Here is a 15,667-nt window from a genome sequence, read left to right as displayed (position 1 = left end):
GACCGTGCCGCCCGCACGGACAACAATCCCGCCATACGGACGTCCGCCCCTTAACGGTAGGGATGGGGAGAACTACGCTGTGTTTACTGGTGTTCTCAACAGGGGGGCATATTCCTCGGGGCTCGGCCACATGCGTGTGCAGGCGGAGTACGAGGGTTCGAACCTGGGGAGCATCGGTACGAATGCCGCGCGCCGTCCTCGGTGTCGCGGCGGCTGTCTGTGTGTCGAGGGGTGGCGCATGTCCAGGGAGCAACGCGGGCCGAACGAGAAGCTCGGCACGGTTCTCGCCCTCGCGGGAATCAGTAACGCCGGGCTCGCCCGGCGGGTCAACGACCTCGGAGCACAGCGCGGTCTGACACTTCGCTACGACAAGACCTCGGTGGCCCGTTGGGTCGCCAAGGGGATGGTGCCGCAGGGTGCGGCACCCCATCTGATCGCGGCGGCGATCGGGGCCAAGCTCGGCCGGCCGGTCCCGCTGCACGAGATCGGTCTCGCCGACGCGGACCCCGCGCCGGAGGTCGGCCTCGCCTTCCCCCGCGATGTGGGCGAGGCGGTCAGGTCGGCGACCGAGCTGTACCGGCTGGATCTGGCCGGGCGCAGGGGCGGCGGCGGGATCTGGCAATCGCTGGCCGGTTCGTTCGCGGTGAGCGCCTATGCGACCCCCGCGTCCCGCTGGCTGATAACCCCCGCCGATCCGTCGGTCGCCCGCGACCCGACGGCGGCACAGGCGGCGGTCCTCGGCGCCCGTGGAGGCGGCCAGGACGGTCCCGGCGCGCCCGGTCCGCGCGGACCGCAGGGCGCGGCGGACGGCCGCGGCGCACACATCCTGCACACACCTCACGGTGCGGCGGGCGGCTCCGTTCCCGTACAGCCCGGTCCGGAGTCCGTCGCGGACGCCTCGCCGCTGCGGGTGGGGCACAGCGATGTGATGAAGCTGCGCGAGGCGGCCCAGGACGCCCGGCGCTGGGACTCCAAGTACGGCGGCGGCGACTGGCGTTCCTCCATGGTCCCCGAGTGCTTACGCGTCGACGCGGCACCCCTGCTCCTCGGCTCGTACACCGACGAGGTGGGCCGGGCGCTGTTCGGCGCGTCGGCCGAGCTGACCCGGCTCGCGGGCTGGATGGCGTTCGACACCGGCCAGCAGGAGGCCGCCCAGCGCTACTACATCCAGGCACTGCGCCTGGCCCGCGCCGCCGCCGACGTACCCCTCGGCGGCTACGTCCTCGCCTCGATGTCCCTCCAGGCGACCTACCGGGGCTTCGCCGACGAGGGCGTCGACCTGGCCCAGGCCGCCGTCGAGCGCAACCGGGGCCTGGCCACCGCCCGCACCATGAGCTTCTTCCGGCTGGTGGAGGCCCGCGCCCACGCCAAGGCCGGCGACGCACCGGCCGCGGGGGCCGCGCTCAAGGGCGCCGAGAGCTGGCTGGAGCGGTCCCGGGCGGGTGACGCCGACCCGTCCTGGCTCGGCTTCTACTCCTACGACCGGTTCGCCGCGGACGCCGCCGAGTGCTACCGCGACCTCAAGGCGCCCCGGCAGGTGCGGCGCTTCACCGAACAGGCGCTCTCCCGGCCGACCGACGAGTTCGTCCGCAGCCACGGACTGCGGCTCGTCGTCTCCGCCGTCGCCGAGCTGGAGTCGGGGAACCTCGACGCGGCGTGCGCGGCGGGCACCCGGGCGGTGGAGGTGGCCGGACGGATCTCCTCCGCACGCACCACGGAGTACGTGCGCGACCTGCTCCACCGGCTCGAACCGTACGGGGACGAGCCCCGCGTCGCCGAGCTCCGGGAGCGGGCCCGCCCGCTGCTGGTGACCCAGGTCTGAGCCGCCCGGCGGGTGCTTTTCGGCGCCCGCCGGTCACCGTGTGCGCCACGCCCTGCCCGGATCGGGTTTGAGCCCGTTGTCAGTGGGTCAGTGCACTATCGGGGTGGGAGGTGGCGTGATGATGACGCACGCGGCGTACGACTGCGATGTGCTGGTGATCGGCGGCGGGATCGTCGGTCTGTCGACCGCGTATGCGCTGCAGCGGGCCGCTCCGGGCACCCGGGTGACGGTCCTGGAGAAGGAGCACGGCCCCGCCCGCCACCAGACGGGGCGCAACAGCGGAGTGATCCACAGCGGTATCTACTACCGCCCCGGTTCGCTCAAGGCGCGGTACGCGCTCCGCGGCTCCGCCGAGCTGGCCGACTTCTGCGCCGAGCACGGTATCGCCCACGCCACCACCGGCAAGCTGATCGTCGCCACCGAGCGCTCCGAGCTGCCCCGGCTGCACGGCCTGGTCCAGCGCGGCCGCGAGCACGGACTGCCCGTGCGGGAGCTGGGCCCCGCGCAGATCGCGGAGTACGAGCCCGAGGTCCGGGGTCTCGCGGCGATCCGGGTCGCCACCACGGGCGTCTGCGACTTCACCGCCGTCGCCACCCGCTTCGCGACGGAGGTCGCCGCGGCCGGCGGCGTCGTGCGGTACGGGGCGGAGGTCACCGCGATAGACCGGCGCCCCTGGGGCGTGGCGGTGCGCACGGCGGACGGCCTGGTCGTCCGCGCCCGGACCCTGGTCAACTGCGCGGGGCTGCACTGCGACCGGGTGGCCCGGCTCGCGGGCGACGACCCCGGGGTGCGGATCGTGCCGTTCCGCGGCGAGTACTACGAGCTGGCCCGCCCCGAGCTGGTGCGCGGGCTGGTCTACCCGGTGCCGGACCCGGCCTTCCCCTTCCTCGGCGTCCACCTGACCCGGGGTTTCGACGGCTCCGTCCACGTCGGGCCGAACGCGGTCCCCGCCCTGGCCCGCGAGGGGTACGGCTGGCCCGTGGTGCGCCCCGCCGAACTGCTGTCCACGCTGAGCTGGCCGGGCACCTGGACGATCGCCCGCAGACACTGGCGGTACGGGGCGGGCGAGGTGCACCGCTCGCTCTCCAGGACCGCCTTCACCCGGGCCGTGCGGCGGCTGCTGCCCGCGGTCACCGAGCACGACCTGCGCCCGTCGCCCGCCGGGGTCCGGGCCCAGGCGGTGCTGAAGGACGGCACGCTGGTCGACGACTTCCTGATCCGCGAGGCCCCGCACACCGTCCATGTGCTCAACGCTCCCTCGCCCGCCGCGACGGCGTGCCTGCCGATCGGGCGGGAGGTGGCGCGGCGTGCGCTGCGCCGGGCTCAGGAGACGGGGTGGAGGCCGCCCGCCGTAGAATCGGGTCATTGTGTCTGAGCAGCCCTTGAACCCCACCACCGCACCGGCCCCGGAAGCGGCGGCCGAGGCCGCCACCGTGACCGGCTCCCCGACCGGCTCCACCGCCGCCGACGCCACGGCCCCGGCCGGGCCGGCCGCCGACGAAGCCGCCGCGCTGCGGGCCGCCTCCTTCGAGCGCGCGCGCCGGCTGCGCCAGGAGCCCCGCTTCCCCGGCGGTCCCGCCGCCGACCCGGCCGGCTCGCACCACGAGCGCCGGATCCGCAGCTTCCAGCCGCGCCGCAGCCGGGTCACCACCGGCCAGCAGGACGCCCTGGAGCGGCTGTGGCCCAAGTGGGGCCTGGACATCGACGGCAAGCGCGTCCTGGACCTGGCCGACCTGTTCGACGGCCTGCCGGTCGTCCTGGAGATCGGGTTCGGCATGGGCGAGGCCACCGCGCAGATGGCGGCCGACGACCCGGGCACCGGCATCCTCGCCGTCGACGTCCACACCCCCGGCCAGGGCAACCTGCTGGGCCTCGCGGACAGGGCGGGCTCCACCAACGTACGGGTGGCCAACGGCGACGCGGTGATCCTGCTCCGCGAGATGCTGGCCCCCGCCTCGCTCGACGGCCTGCGCGTCTACTTCCCCGACCCGTGGCCCAAGGCCCGGCACCACAAGCGGCGGCTGATCCAGCCCGAGTTCCTGGACCTGGTGGCCCCGGTGCTCAAGCCCGGCGCGGTCATCCACTGCGCGACGGACTGGGAGCCGTACGCGGAGCAGATGCTGGAGGTGCTGACCGCGCACCCCCGCTTCGAGAACACGGCGGCGGACGGCGGATACGCGCCGCGTCCGGCGTTCCGGCCGCTCACCCGCTTCGAGGGCCAGGGCCTGGACAAGGGCCACGTCGTCCACGACCTGCTGTTCGCCCGCGTCTGACACACAGCCCGCGTCTGACGCACCGCCTGCCCCCGAGACACCGCCCGGAGGCGCCACATCCTGGCCGGATGCACCGTCGCCGGGTGTCAGTGCTCCTCGTTAGGGTCAAGGGGTGTCCGACGGTTCCGTGCAGTACCAGCAGCGGCAGCCGGCGGTCCCGGTCCTCCACGAGCAGCGGCTCGACGAGGTGCTGGGCGCCGTGCCGGAGCGCGGCCGGTGGAGGTACCGGCCGCGCCGCGTCGGCATGGTGTGGCGCAGCAAGGCGTTCCGCGTCGGGGCCGTGACCGTGGCGCTCGCGCTGTGCGGGCTGGTGATCCTCGCCCTCGTCCGCGAGCAGACGGGCCCGGAGGGGTTCCTGGTCGGCCTGGGCCTGGCGGTGCTTCCGGTGCCGCTCCTGCTGTCCGCCTTCCGCTGGCTCGACCGGGTCGAGCCGGGCCCCTGGCGGAACCTGATCTTCTCCTTCGCCTGGGGCGCGTGCGCCGCCGCGCTCGTCGCGATCATCGCCAACTCGTTCGCCATGCGCTGGATAGCCACTGCCACCGCCGACCCGTCGAGCGCCGACACCCTGGGCGCCACGGTGATCGCCCCGGTCGTGGAGGAGAGCGCCAAGGCCGTCTCCGTACTGCTGATCTTCATCTTCCGGAGACGGGAGTTCCGGGGCGTGGTCGACGGCATCGTGGTCGCCGGCTTCACCGCCACGGGCTTCGCCTTCACCGAGAACATCCTCTATCTGGGCAACGCCTTCGGCGAGGACCAGATGATGGGCAGTTCCGGGTTCGCCTCGGTGACCGCCGGGACGTTCTTCGTACGGATCGTGATGTCACCGTTCGCGCATCCGCTGTTCACGGTCCTCACCGGCCTCGGCTTCGGCTTCGCGGCCATCAGCGGCCGCCACCACCGGGTCCGCCGGATCGCCCTGCCGCTGCTCGGCCTGCTCCTCGCGATGGGCCTGCACGCCCTGTGGAACGGCTCGTCGGCCTTCGGCCCGTACGGCTTCTACGCGGTGTACGGGATGGTGATGGTCCCGGCGTTCGCGCTGCTGACCTGGCTGGCGGTCTGGTGGCGCCGGCGTGAGCTGCGGACGCTCGCCGCCGAACTGCCCGCGTACGCCACGGCAGGCTGGCTGGGCCCGGCCGAGCCCCTGGCGCTCGCCTCGATGCGGACCCGGGGCATGGCCCGCGACCTGGCCCGCCACCGGCACGGGCGGCAGGACCGGTCCCGGGGCCGGGCGGCGGCCCGCGCGGTCGCCGAGTACGAGTCGTTCGCGACCTCCCTGGCCGGGCTGCGCCGCCTCGCCCGTCACGACGCGGTGGGCCCGGACTTCGCCGAGCGGGAACGGGAGCTGCTGCACCACCTCTGGCAGCGCCGCCCCATCGCGGGCCCCGCCCTCACCCACGCGGCCCGCATCACCGGCAGCGGCCCGCGCCCCCACGCGTACCCCCGCCCACCGATGCCGTACGGAACCGGCCAGGGACAGGGACAGGGACAGGGGTACGGGTACGGGTACGGGTACGGCCAGGAATACGGATACGGATACGGGCAGGGCCAGGGTTACGGGCAGAGCCAGGGCCAAGGACCCGGGTACGGCTACCCGGCCCCGCCTCCCCCGTAGGGCGGTTCAGGCGGGCCGGCTCAGGCCGACGCCTCCGTGAGCACCGCCAGCTCCGCCTCCGTCAGCTCCAGGTCCGCCACGGCCAGGAGCGCGGGGAGCTGTTCGACGGTGCGGGCGGAGGCGATCGGGGCCGCGACCGTCGGGCGGGCGGCGAGCCAGGCGAGGGCGACCGTGGCGATCTCGGCGTCCCGTTCCGTGGCGACCTTGTCGAGGGCGGCGAGCACCTTGCGGCCGCGCTCCGACTCCAGGTGCTCGCCCGCCTTCGCGGAGCGGGCGCTCTCCACGTTCGCGCCGGGGCGGTACTTGCCGGTGAGGAAGCCGGAGGCCAGCGCGAAGTACGGGACGGCGGCGAGGCCGGCGCGGGCGGCGGTCTCCTGGAGCGGGCCCTCGTAGGTGGCGCGGGAGACCAGGTTGTAGTGCGGCTGGAGCGCGATGTACCGGGCCAGGCCCTCGCGTTCGGAGAAGTCCAGGGAGGCCTGGAGGCGCTCGGGGCTGATGTTGGAGGCGGCGATGTGGCGCACCTTGCCGTCCTTCACCAGCTGGTCGAGGGCGGTGATGATCTCCTCGACCGGGACGGTCTCGTCGTCGAAGTGCGTGTAGTACAGGTCGATGTGGTCGGTGCCGAGCCGGCGCAGCGACTGCTCGGCCGCACCCTTGATGGTGGCGGCGGAGAGCCCCTTGTAGTCGGGGTGGGCGCCGACCTTGGTGGCCACCACGATGTCGGAGCGGTTACCGCGCGAGGCGAGCCACTTGCCGATGACGGTCTCCGACTCGCCGCCCTGGTTGCCCTCGATCCAGGCGGTGTAGGCGTCGGCGGTGTCGATGAAGTTGCCGCCTGCCGCGGCGTACGCGTCCAGGACGGCGAACGACTGGTCCTCGTCGGCCGTCCAGCCGAAGACGTTGCCGCCGAGGGAGAGGGGGAAGACCTGGAGGTCGGAGTTGCCGAGGGTGCGCAGAGAAGTCATGTGGGTGTTCAACGGCACCGGCGGCGCCGGGTATTCCACGGCCTCCACGTACGCCAGGCCCTGTCTCCCCCGCCGCCGGACGGACCGGCAGCCCTGACGTCGGGGGGTGAGCGTCAGGGCTGCCGGGGTTCCGGGGGTGGTGCGTGCGCCCGGGGGGACGCGGGGGGTCAGACGTTCAGGCCCTTGCTGTTCAGCCAGGCCATCGGGTTCAGGGCCGACCCGCCCGCGGTGTGGACCTCCAGGTGGAGGTGGACACCGGTGACGTTGCCGGTCGCGCCCATGCGGCCGATGGTCTCGCCGGTGCTGACCTTCTGGCCGACCGAGACGTCGATCGAGGACTGGTGGGCGTACCAGACCTCCGTGCCGTCGTCGAGCTGGAGGACCGTGCGGTAGCCGTAGGAACCGGACCAGCCGGCCGACGTGATCGTGCCGCTGTGCACGGCCTTGAGCGGCGAACCGGCCGCCCCGGCGAAGTCCAGACCGGTGTGCTGGCCGGAGGACCACATGGCGCCGGACTGACCGTAGGTCGAGGTGATCGTGTACGAGGAGGTGGGCAGAGTGAAGCTGGCACGGAGCTTGGCGAGGCGCTCCTCCTCGGCCTTCTTCTCCGCCGCTTCCTTCGCCGCCTTCTTCTCGGCGGCGATCTTGGCCTTGGCCTTCGCCTCGGCCTCGTCCTGCTGCTTCTTCGCCTCGTCGGCGGCCTTCTCGGCCGCGGCCTTCTCCTCGGCCGCCTTGGCCTCGGCGTCGGCGCTGGCCTGCTGCTGCTCGGCCTGCTGGAGGATCCGGGCGCGCAGGGCCTCGCCCGCGTCGGTGGTGCCCTGCTCGGCCTCGGCGGACGTGATGCCCGCGGAGGTGATCGGTGCGGCGGTGAGCGGTGCGGCCTCGGCGTCCTCGGACATGAAAGCGCCGACGCCGGGGAGGGACTTGGCGTCGGGGAGGTTGTCCGCGATGGAATCGGGAAGAGATATGGAGACCGGCGGCTTGCTCTGGGCGGTGGCCATGCCACCCGCACCGACGGCCGCTATGACGCCGACCCCGAGGACGGTGGAGCTGCGGGCGAGGCCTCGCTGCTTGGCCACGCGGTGCTTGCCGCGGACGGGACGGATGGACTCCGCGGTGGGGTTCCACTCCTCCCAGGTCCGCTCCGGGCCACCGATACCGTCGGCAGTGAAGGGTGACGGGGCCTCAGGGGCAGGCTTGTTGGACGCCACGTGGGCGCACTCCTTTCCTTCCTTCTCGCCTACCGGGTTAGCTGACGGGTTCGGAGCAGGAAGGTCTCCTACGGGCCCCTCCGCCTCTCACGAGACGCAGGCGTCCGATTCACCCCATGTAGGTGGTTCCCCGGTTCCCTTGCGGGATTCGGCGCTCGCGCACGGCGCCGTCTCTGACGACGGCTGGGACGACCGCGCTGCGTTATCGAACGTTAATAGACAGACGGGCCCGATTCCAAGCTGTTCTTGTTGATCATTAACGGCTCCGGCGGGGACTTACCGCCCACAAGTGGCCCGAATCGGACGACTTGACGACCACTCACCCACACCTCTTTTTCTGATGGTGTGTCAAATGTTATGCGGAGTGGTGCTCTTCAGTTACGCACCGTGTCATCGCCCCGGCCCACGATCTTCACCGTCGTCCGCCGCGGCGGCTGTCCCTCCGCCGGCCGGCTCACCGCGAGCAGCGCCATGTCGTCCGTCGACCGGCCCCCGGTGTGCAGCCGTACGTCGTCGGTGAGCGCCGAGAGCAGCTCCTCGGGGCCGGGGAAGATCCGGCCGCGCAGCCGGGCCGCCGGGTCGTAGAAGGCCCCGTTCGCGTCCCGCGCCTCGGAGAGGCCGTCGGTGAAGGCGAGCAGCGTCGAACCGGCTGGCAGCTCCCACTCGTCGGACCGGTCGGGCCACACCCCGAGGTCCATCCCCAGCGGCATCGCGGGCACGCTCGGTGCGAGGACCTCCAGGGCTCCGTCGGCGTGCAGCAGGATGGGCTCCGGGTGACCGCGGTTGACCAGCCGCAGCGAGGCCGAACCGGGCGGGATCTCGGCCAGCACAGCGGTGATGAACCCCTCCATGGCGTCCAGCCCGTACCGCCGCGTCCCCTCCCGTGCGAGCGCCCGCTCCAGCCGCTGGGCCACGCCCTCAAGGGACCGCTCCTGCTCGGCGGCCTCCCGGAACGCCCCGATGATCACAGCCACCGCCTCGACGGCGTCCAGCCCCTTGCCGCGCACGTCGCCGACGACCAGGCGTACGCCGTACGGGGTGTCCGCCACCGCGAACAGGTCCCCGCCGACGAACTCGTCCGCCTGCGCCGCCTCGTACCGCGCGGCCACCTGGAGCCCGCCGATCCGCTCCGCCGGGGTCGGCAGCACGGCCCGCATGGCGGTCTCCGCGATGACCCGCGCCGAGGCCAGCTGCTCGTTGCTGCGGCGCACCACCCCGTTGATGACGAGGGCCAGGGCCGCGGCGGTGAGCACGGTGATCATCTCGATGACCGGGACGACCTGGGTGGATGTGCCGTCGGAGAGCCGCATCGCGATGACGGAGAGGACGGCGGCCACGCCCGTACGGACCGTACTGGCCAGCGAGAAGAAGGGAGCGGCGATCAGCGGCGCGGCCACGAACAGGGGGACGGCGGTGAAGTTGGGCGGGGCGAGCGAGTCGAAGAGGAGCCCGCCGCCGATCAGCAGCACCGGCAGCAGCCGGACGAACCGCCGGGTACCGGCGCTCCGGGCCACCACCGGCTTCCCCCGGCCCGTGGAGCCGGACATGCCGCGCCCCGGGACGCCGAAGCTCCCCGTCACGCGTCCGCGCCCCTTCTTCGCCATCCCCACCTGTGCACTCCTGCCCGGTCCGGCCACGGCTGCGGACGGTACCGCGCCCCGTCCAGGCTTCCCGGAGCCGCGCCGTGCGGCGACTCGTCATCGGCCAAATAGGGGGAAGCGGCCGGGAACGCCTCGCTCCCCGCGGTCAGTCGGTGAGCCGTTGTTCCGCGTAGATCGTCAGTGCATCCCGTACGAAGGCGGCGGTGCCGTCCCCGTAGCGATCGTAGTTCTTTCCGAAGCGCGGATCGGCGACATACATCTCACCGAGCCCGATCAGGTACGACCGGCTCGGCGCCTTGGACGACGACAGCCACGCGCAGTGCCGCCGGGCGATGTCCTGCGCCTGCTCACTGTCCGCACCGAGCCCGGCCTCCCTGGCCCGCCCCCAGTCCCGCGCGATGGCTTCGTGCTCGTCCAGGAACGCCTTCTTCCCGGCCTCCCCGAGCGAACGCCACCACCGGTCGCCCTCCTCGTACGCCTCGCGACCCCAGCGCTCGGTCACCTCGCGCTCGTGGGCGGTGTGGTCGAAACCGTCGAACACTTCCTCGGCCATGAGTTCCGTACCCTCCTGAGTCCTGTGGAGAGTGGTCCGCACCGAGGCGATCTGCCGCCCGATGCGCGCCTGTTCCTGTTCGAGCAGCCGCAGATGCGCCCGCAACGCCACCGCCGTGTCCCGCTGTCCTTCGAGCACACCCTTGATCGCGGGCAAGGACAGCCCCAGCTCCCGCAGCAGCAGAATGCGCTGCAGCCGGACGAGGGCGTCCTGGTCGTAGTAGCGGTAGCCGTTGCTCCCGACCCGGCTCGGCGCCAGGAGACCGAGGTCCCCGTAGTGCCGGAGCGTGCGGCTCGTGGTGCCAGCTCTTCTGGCGATTTCCTGGATGGACCACTCCATACCGGAAACGCTAGATCTTTACGTTGCGTCAAGGTCAAGCCGGAACATCCCCGCCCGGCCTTCGGAAACGACCCGGGCCCGGCACGCTGTGCGTGCCGGGCCCGGGCCTTCAGTAGCGGGGACAGGATTTGAACCTGCGACCTCTGGGTTATGAGCCCAGCGAGCTACCGAGCTGCTCCACCCCGCGTCGGTAAACACAACTCTACGCCATCGGAGCGGCAGCTCCGACCACTTTTCCTACGGCCCGCGCCGGGTCTGGTCCGTGCTTGGGGCGAGCGGCGCCTGAGCCCGTAGGAACGTCGAAGCGCCTCCGTCCGGCCTGGGCCGGATGAAGGCGCTCGTTCGCGGGTGACGGGCTTGCACCCAGACCCGCTCCGGGTAGGCCGTGTGGGACTCGAACCCACAACCAACGGATTAAAAGTCCGCTGCTCTGACCAATTGAGCTAACGGCCCCTGCAACATCACCCCCGAGCATAGCCCGCCCGGTCCCGGCAGCCGATCCGGTATCGGTCTTGGGCCCTGTCGCGCCCCCGTGCTGTCCGTTTCGCGCCGGTTCACGCCCTCCGGGAACAGCAACAGGGCCCGTACGTCACCGAGTCGGTTCGGTGGCGTACGGGCCCTGCCGGTCTGTCAGGCGGACCTGCCCGGCCGGTAGTCGGCCGGTGCGGGGTCAGCCGTTGCGCTTCCAGCGCGGCTTGTCGTCGCGGCGGCCGAAGGAACCGGTGTTGGTGCCGGTGTTGGCGCCGCGGTGCTCGTCACGACGGCCGGTCGGGCGGTCGGTGCCACCCGCGCGGAAGCTGCCCGCGGGGCGGTCGTCACGACGGTCACGGTTGAACGGGCGGTCGCTGCCACCGGAGCGGAAGCCACCGGAGCCACCCGCGGGGCGCTCGTCGCGGCGGTCGCGGTTGAACGCCGGGCGGTCGTTGTCCCTGCGCTCGAACGGACGGCCACCACGGTCGTCCCGACGGTCGCTGCTGCCACCGGAGCGGAAACCACCCGAGGGGCGGTCGCTGCCGCCGGAGCGGAAACCACCGGAGCCACCTGCGGGGCGCTCGTCACGGCGGTCGCGGTTGAACGCCGGGCGATCGTTGTCACGACGCTCGAACGGACGGCCACCACGGTCGTCCCGACGGTCGCCGCCGCCGGAGCGGAAACCACCCGAGCCACCCGCGGGGCGCTCGTCACGGCGGTCACGGTTGAACGCCGGGCGGTCGTTGTCCCTGCGCTCGAACGGACGGCCACCACGGTCGTCCCGACGGTCGCCGCCGCCGGAGCGGAAGCCACCGGACGGGCGGTCGTCACGGCGGTCGTTGCCGCCGCGGTAGCCGCCACGGTCGCCACCGCGGTTGTCGCGGCGCTCGTAGTTGCCCCGCTCGTCGCGGCGCTGCTCGTCACGGGCGGCCGGCTGCTCCGGCACGGACGCGGCTGCCACGAGGGCGGCCTCTGCCTCGGCGGCCACCTCGGCCACCGCCGCCTCCGGGTCGTCGCCCCGCTCGCGCGCGGCACGGGCGACCAGGCGGTCGGCCTCCTCGCGGAGCTCGACGGCGCGGCGCTGGACGCGCTCCAGCTGCTTCGTCAGGTCGGCGGCCTCGCGCTCGGCCTGCTTGGCGGCGTTGTTCGCGGAGTCGGCCTGGACCTCGGTGAGCGAACGGGCGCCGGTGATCTCGGCGACCTCCGGCTCGAAGACGCCCGCGCCCTGGACGATGTGGCGCGAGGCGTCGACGCCCGCGTCCTCCATCAGGCGGAAGATCTGGCGGCGCTGGTGCGGGAGCGCCAGCGAGACGACCACACCGGACTTGCCGGCCCGGGCGGTACGGCCCGAGCGGTGCAGGTAGTCCTTGTGGTCACCGGCCGGGTCCACGTTCAGGACCAGGTCGATGCCGTCCACGTGGATACCGCGGGCGGCCACGTCGGTCGCGACGAGCGCGTTGACGTAACCCTTCTTGAAGTCCTCCAGGACCCGCGTACGGGCGCCCTGGGTCATGCCGCCGTGCAGCGCGTCGGCCTTCACGCCGGACTCGATGAGCTGCTCGGCGATGCGGTCGGCGCCCAGCTGGGTGCGGACGAAGATGATCGTGCGGCCCTTGCGGGCGGCGATGGCGGAGGTGACCGGCGCCTTGTCCTTCGGCTTCACGACGAGGACGTGGTGCGACATGGTCGTGACGTTGCCCTGGGCGCTGTCGACCTCGTGCGTCACCGGGTTGGAGAGGTAGCGCTTGACCAGCGTGCCGATCTCGTTCTCCATGGTGGCGGAGAAGAGCATCCGCTGACCGCCACCGGGGATCTGGTCGAGCAGCTCGGTGACCTCGGGCAGGAAGCCCAGGTCGGACATCTGGTCGGCCTCGTCGAGGACGGCGACCTGGACGTTCGCCAGGGAGCAGGCGCCCCGGTTGATGATGTCGCGCAGCCGGCCCGGGGTGGCGACGAGGACGTCGACACCGCGCTCCAGCGCGTAGATCTGGTTGCCCATCGACGTACCGCCGCAGACGACCTTCATCTTGAGGCCGAGCACGTCGCCGTACGGCTGCAGCGCGTCCGCGACCTGCATCGCGAGCTCACGGGTCGGGGTGAGGATGATGCCGCGCGGCTTCTTCTTCTCGGTGGAGCCACCGGAGAGCGTGGCCAGCAGCGGCAGGCCGAAGGAGAGCGTCTTGCCGGAGCCCGTACGGCCGCGGCCGAGGATGTCCTTGCCGGCCAGGGCGTCCGGGATGGTCGCCGCCTGGATCGGGAAGGGGGCGGTCACACCGTTCTGCGCGAGCTTGCGGACGATGCCGTCGGGCAGGCCCAGCGAGCCGAAGGTGACGGTGGGCTCGGCGTCGATCTCGGCGTCGATTCCGGCGTCGGCCTCGGGGGCCGCGTCGGCCTCGGGGGCCGCGTCGGTCTCGTCGGTCGCGTCGGTCTCGTCGGCCTCAGGAGCCTCGACGGTCTTGGTGGAGACCTCGGCCGGCTGGTCCGCGATGAAGTCGGCGACGGACTTCTCGGCGGCCTTCTCGGCCACCGGAGCCTGCTCGGCTGCGGCGGTGGCGCCGGCGGGGGCCTCGGTCACAGCGGCCTCGATGAGCTCGGTGAGCTCGGCGTTGTCGATGTTCTCGGGCATGACGGTGTGGTCAGAACTGGAAATTGACATGCGAAATGCGAAACCTTCCGGAGTCTCGGCACGCGCCCGTAACTCCGTGATTCGCAATTTCGACCGCCTCAATGCGGTCCAGCCACGGCAAGGGAGAGTACGCGCCACACGGCGCTCTTCTGTGTCGGCGCCGGGCAATGGGATCAAACGATCTACTACCATACGCACTCTCAACCACATTGCGCAACCCGGCCCCTCCGAGCGCCCCGCTACACCGGCCCCACCTGCGGTGATGCCTCCGGGGTCCGCAGCGGCCGGCCCTCCTCCGCACCCCCCATCGCCTGCGTCCGCAGCTGCGCGGCGGGCGACGCGGAGGGGGGTGGTTCGGAGGGTTCGGTGGGCTCCGGCTCGGGGTCAGGACCCGGGTCGGGGGTGGGCGGCGGAGTCGGCGGTTCCGGCACGACCGGCGGCGGCTCCCCCGGCCCCGGCGTCGACGGCGTCGGGGCCGGCGGATGGCCGGGGCGCGAGGGCTGCGGGGCGCCGGGTTCGGGGCGCGGGCCCTTCGGTGTGGCCGACGGCACAGCGCCGGACGCCTCCGGGCTCGGCCTGCCCCCCGGGTTCTTCCGGTCGGAGTCCGAGTGGGGGTGGGCGTCGCCGCCCCCGTGCCCGGCCCCGCCGGATCCGGAGACCGTCTCCCCGTTCGGCTCGACGGCCTGGCCCTTCGGGTCGGAGGAGCGCGAGGGCCCCGGCCTGGCGCCGTCGTCGCCGACGCTCATACAGCCGGTGGACGCGGCGATCGTCAGCGCGGTGACGGCTGCCCAACGGACAGGGACGGACAAGTGGCGCACGGGTGGCACCTCCGGGGCGAGGGGGGCGGGGCGGAGAGCGGAACGAGCCGTACGGCGCCTTCCTCACGGAGCACGCCGTACGCGGTGGTGTCGTGCCGTGCCCAACTCCCCGGACCCCGCCGGAGACACGCCCGAAACGCCGCCCGCCCCCGCGGACACGCCCTACCCCCCGAACCCGCCCGCCAGCTCCGCCCCCAGGAACACCGCCCCCAGCCCCGTCAGCAGCGACGCCACCACGTTGGCCGCGGCGAGGAAGCCCCGGCCCGTCTCGGCCAGGCGCAGGGTCTCGTAGGAGAACGTCGAGTACGTCGTCAGCGCCCCGCACAGCCCCGTCGCCAGCAGGGCGTGCACCGGGGAGGAGACCGCGGCCCCGGTCAGGATCCCGAGCAACAGGCTGCCCGCCGCGTTGGCCGTGAAGGTGCCCCAGGGGAAGACGTACGCGACGCCGGGCCCCTGGTGCGCCTGGACCGCCCGGTCCGTCAGATAGCGCAGCGGTGCGCCGACCGCCCCGCCGATCACCACCAGCAGCCAGTTCACGCCGCACGCCCCCCGTCACGTACGTCACGCGCGCCCCGGTCCAGCAGCCGCCGCGTCACCACCGCTCCGGCCCATACGGCCGCCAGCGCCGCCCCGACCGTCGCCGCCATGTACGCGAGGGCCACCGCGAGCTCCTGACGCACCAGCAGGCCCGAGACATCGGCCGCGTACGTCGAGAAGGTCGTGAACCCGCCGAGGACGCCGACCCCGAGGAAGGGCCGGACCAGCGGGTGGGTCACCCGGCCCCGCTCCACGGTCAGCACCATCAGCACGCCGATGAGGGCGCAGCCGCTCACGTTGACCGCGAACACCGTCCACGGGAAGCCGCCATCGGCGGTCGGCCACAGCACCAGGGCCCCGTACCGCGCGAGTGCGCCGAGCGCGCCGCCCGCCGCGACCGCGCCCAGCACCCGCGTCTGCGGGGCGGCGGGCGGTCCGGGCTCCGGCAGCTCCTCCGGGGCCTGCTCGCTCACCCGTAACCCAGGGCGTGCAGCCGCTCGTCATCGATGCCGAAGTGGTGGGCGATCTCGTGGACCACGGTGATCTCGGTCTCGGCCACGACGTCCTCGTGGGTCTCGCACATCCGCAGGGTCGGGCCCCGGTAGATGGTGATCCGGTCCGGCAGCACCCCGGCGTACCACTCACCGCGGTCGGTGAGCGGGGTGCCCTCGTAGAGCCCGAGCAGGTCGGGGTCGCCGGGCTCCGGTTCGTCCTCGACGAAGACCGCCACGTTGTCCATCAGCCGCATCAGCTCCGGCGGAATCCGGTCCAGAGCCTGGCTCACCAGCTCCTCGAACTGCTCCCGCGTCATCTCCAGCACCCCGCCATTGTCACGTACG

Annotated in this window: 13 protein-coding genes, 2 tRNA genes and 1 riboswitch; of the genes, 4 read left to right on the top strand and 11 right to left on the bottom strand. The window is 72.8% G+C overall.

Going from position 1 to position 15,667, the window contains the following annotated elements:
• The first annotated feature begins 238 nt into the window (after positions 1 to 238).
• The 4 genes from IE264_RS08970 (at position 239) to IE264_RS08955 (ending at position 5,707) form a co-directional block, all read left to right on the top strand.
• A complete protein-coding gene (locus tag IE264_RS08970; RefSeq protein WP_015610139.1) occupies positions 239 to 1,822 on the top strand; it encodes an NsdA family TPR-like regulatory protein in 1,584 nt (527 codons plus the stop codon).
• Between the two features lie 118 nt (positions 1,823 to 1,940).
• Positions 1,941 to 3,197 (top strand): L-2-hydroxyglutarate dehydrogenase, encoded by a 1,257-nt coding sequence (gene lhgD, locus IE264_RS08965; protein ID WP_032760092.1) that lies wholly within the window; start codon positions 1,941 to 1,943, stop codon positions 3,195 to 3,197.
• Positions 3,190 to 4,095 (top strand): tRNA (guanosine(46)-N7)-methyltransferase TrmB, encoded by a 906-nt coding sequence (gene trmB, locus IE264_RS08960; RefSeq protein WP_051822035.1) that lies wholly within the window; start codon positions 3,190 to 3,192, stop codon positions 4,093 to 4,095. Before lhgD ends, trmB begins: the two co-directional genes overlap by 8 nt.
• Before the next feature lie 112 nt (positions 4,096 to 4,207).
• On the top strand, positions 4,208 to 5,707 hold the full coding sequence (locus IE264_RS08955) for a PrsW family intramembrane metalloprotease (protein ID WP_032760096.1): 1,500 nt from the start codon (positions 4,208 to 4,210) through the stop codon (positions 5,705 to 5,707).
• 20 nt (positions 5,708 to 5,727) lie between these two features.
• On the opposite strand, the gene IE264_RS08950 is transcribed toward IE264_RS08955, so the two are convergent.
• The 11 genes from IE264_RS08950 to IE264_RS08900 all read right to left on the bottom strand — a co-directional run bounded on the left by IE264_RS08950 (position 5,728) and on the right by IE264_RS08900 (position 15,648).
• Positions 5,728 to 6,672, bottom strand: a complete 945-nt coding sequence (locus IE264_RS08950; protein ID WP_032760256.1) for an aldo/keto reductase — start codon at positions 6,670 to 6,672, stop codon at positions 5,728 to 5,730.
• 167 nt (positions 6,673 to 6,839) lie between these two features.
• On the bottom strand, positions 6,840 to 7,883 hold the full coding sequence (locus IE264_RS08945) for a M23 family metallopeptidase (protein WP_032760098.1): 1,044 nt from the start codon (positions 7,881 to 7,883) through the stop codon (positions 6,840 to 6,842).
• Between the two features lie 12 nt (positions 7,884 to 7,895).
• A riboswitch (cyclic di-AMP (ydaO/yuaA leader) is annotated at positions 7,896 to 8,047 on the bottom strand.
• Positions 8,048 to 8,257: 210 nt separating this feature from the next.
• Positions 8,258 to 9,430 (bottom strand): PP2C family protein-serine/threonine phosphatase, encoded by a 1,173-nt coding sequence (locus IE264_RS08940; protein WP_043974643.1) that lies wholly within the window; start codon positions 9,428 to 9,430, stop codon positions 8,258 to 8,260.
• A gap of 199 nt (positions 9,431 to 9,629) precedes the next feature.
• Complete coding sequence (locus tag IE264_RS08935; RefSeq protein WP_032760101.1) at positions 9,630 to 10,376, bottom strand: MerR family transcriptional regulator; 747 nt, start codon at positions 10,374 to 10,376, stop codon at positions 9,630 to 9,632.
• Between the two features lie 113 nt (positions 10,377 to 10,489).
• A tRNA-Met gene (locus tag IE264_RS08930) sits at positions 10,490 to 10,563 on the bottom strand.
• 192 nt (positions 10,564 to 10,755) lie between these two features.
• Positions 10,756 to 10,829: transfer RNA gene (locus IE264_RS08925), tRNA-Lys, on the bottom strand.
• A 217-nt stretch (positions 10,830 to 11,046) separates the two neighbouring features.
• The gene (locus tag IE264_RS08920) at positions 11,047 to 13,473 is read right to left on the bottom strand and encodes a DEAD/DEAH box helicase (RefSeq protein ID WP_032760102.1); all 2,427 of its coding nucleotides are present in this window, start codon (positions 13,471 to 13,473) and stop codon (positions 11,047 to 11,049) included.
• 239 nt (positions 13,474 to 13,712) lie between these two features.
• Positions 13,713 to 14,291, bottom strand: coding sequence for a hypothetical protein (locus IE264_RS08915; protein WP_015610129.1), 579 nt, complete (start codon positions 14,289 to 14,291; stop codon positions 13,713 to 13,715).
• A gap of 162 nt (positions 14,292 to 14,453) precedes the next feature.
• A complete protein-coding gene (locus IE264_RS08910) occupies positions 14,454 to 14,828 on the bottom strand; it encodes a fluoride efflux transporter FluC (RefSeq protein WP_015610128.1) in 375 nt (124 codons plus the stop codon).
• A complete protein-coding gene (locus IE264_RS08905; protein ID WP_032760103.1) occupies positions 14,825 to 15,301 on the bottom strand; it encodes a FluC/FEX family fluoride channel in 477 nt (158 codons plus the stop codon). The genes IE264_RS08910 and IE264_RS08905 overlap by 4 nt, the downstream gene beginning before the upstream one ends.
• Positions 15,298 to 15,648 (bottom strand): metallopeptidase family protein, encoded by a 351-nt coding sequence (locus tag IE264_RS08900; protein ID WP_015610126.1) that lies wholly within the window; start codon positions 15,646 to 15,648, stop codon positions 15,298 to 15,300. The genes IE264_RS08905 and IE264_RS08900 overlap by 4 nt, the downstream gene beginning before the upstream one ends.
• Positions 15,649 to 15,667 lie beyond the last annotated feature (19 nt).

This window comes from Streptomyces microflavus (genome assembly GCF_014650075.1).
In the GTDB taxonomy this organism is placed as follows: Bacteria; Actinomycetota; Actinomycetes; order Streptomycetales; family Streptomycetaceae; genus Streptomyces; species Streptomyces microflavus.
This window is presented reverse-complemented; position numbering and strand designations above follow the sequence as displayed.

Excerpts from the sequence above, each read along its gene's own strand:
- IE264_RS08935 (WP_032760101.1), bottom strand. The coding sequence starts at position 10,376 with ATGGAGTGGTCCATCCAGGAAATCGCCAGAAGAGCTGGCACCACGAGC.
- IE264_RS08920 (WP_032760102.1), bottom strand. The coding sequence starts at position 13,473 with ATGCCCGAGAACATCGACAACGCCGAGCTCACCGAGCTCATCGAGGCC.
- IE264_RS08970 (WP_015610139.1), top strand. The coding sequence starts at position 239 with ATGTCCAGGGAGCAACGCGGGCCGAACGAGAAGCTCGGCACGGTTCTC.
- lhgD (WP_032760092.1), top strand. The coding sequence starts at position 1,941 with ATGATGACGCACGCGGCGTACGACTGCGATGTGCTGGTGATCGGCGGC.
- IE264_RS08950 (WP_032760256.1), bottom strand. The coding sequence starts at position 6,672 with ATGACTTCTCTGCGCACCCTCGGCAACTCCGACCTCCAGGTCTTCCCC.
- IE264_RS08940 (WP_043974643.1), bottom strand. The coding sequence starts at position 9,430 with ATGTCCGGCTCCACGGGCCGGGGGAAGCCGGTGGTGGCCCGGAGCGCC.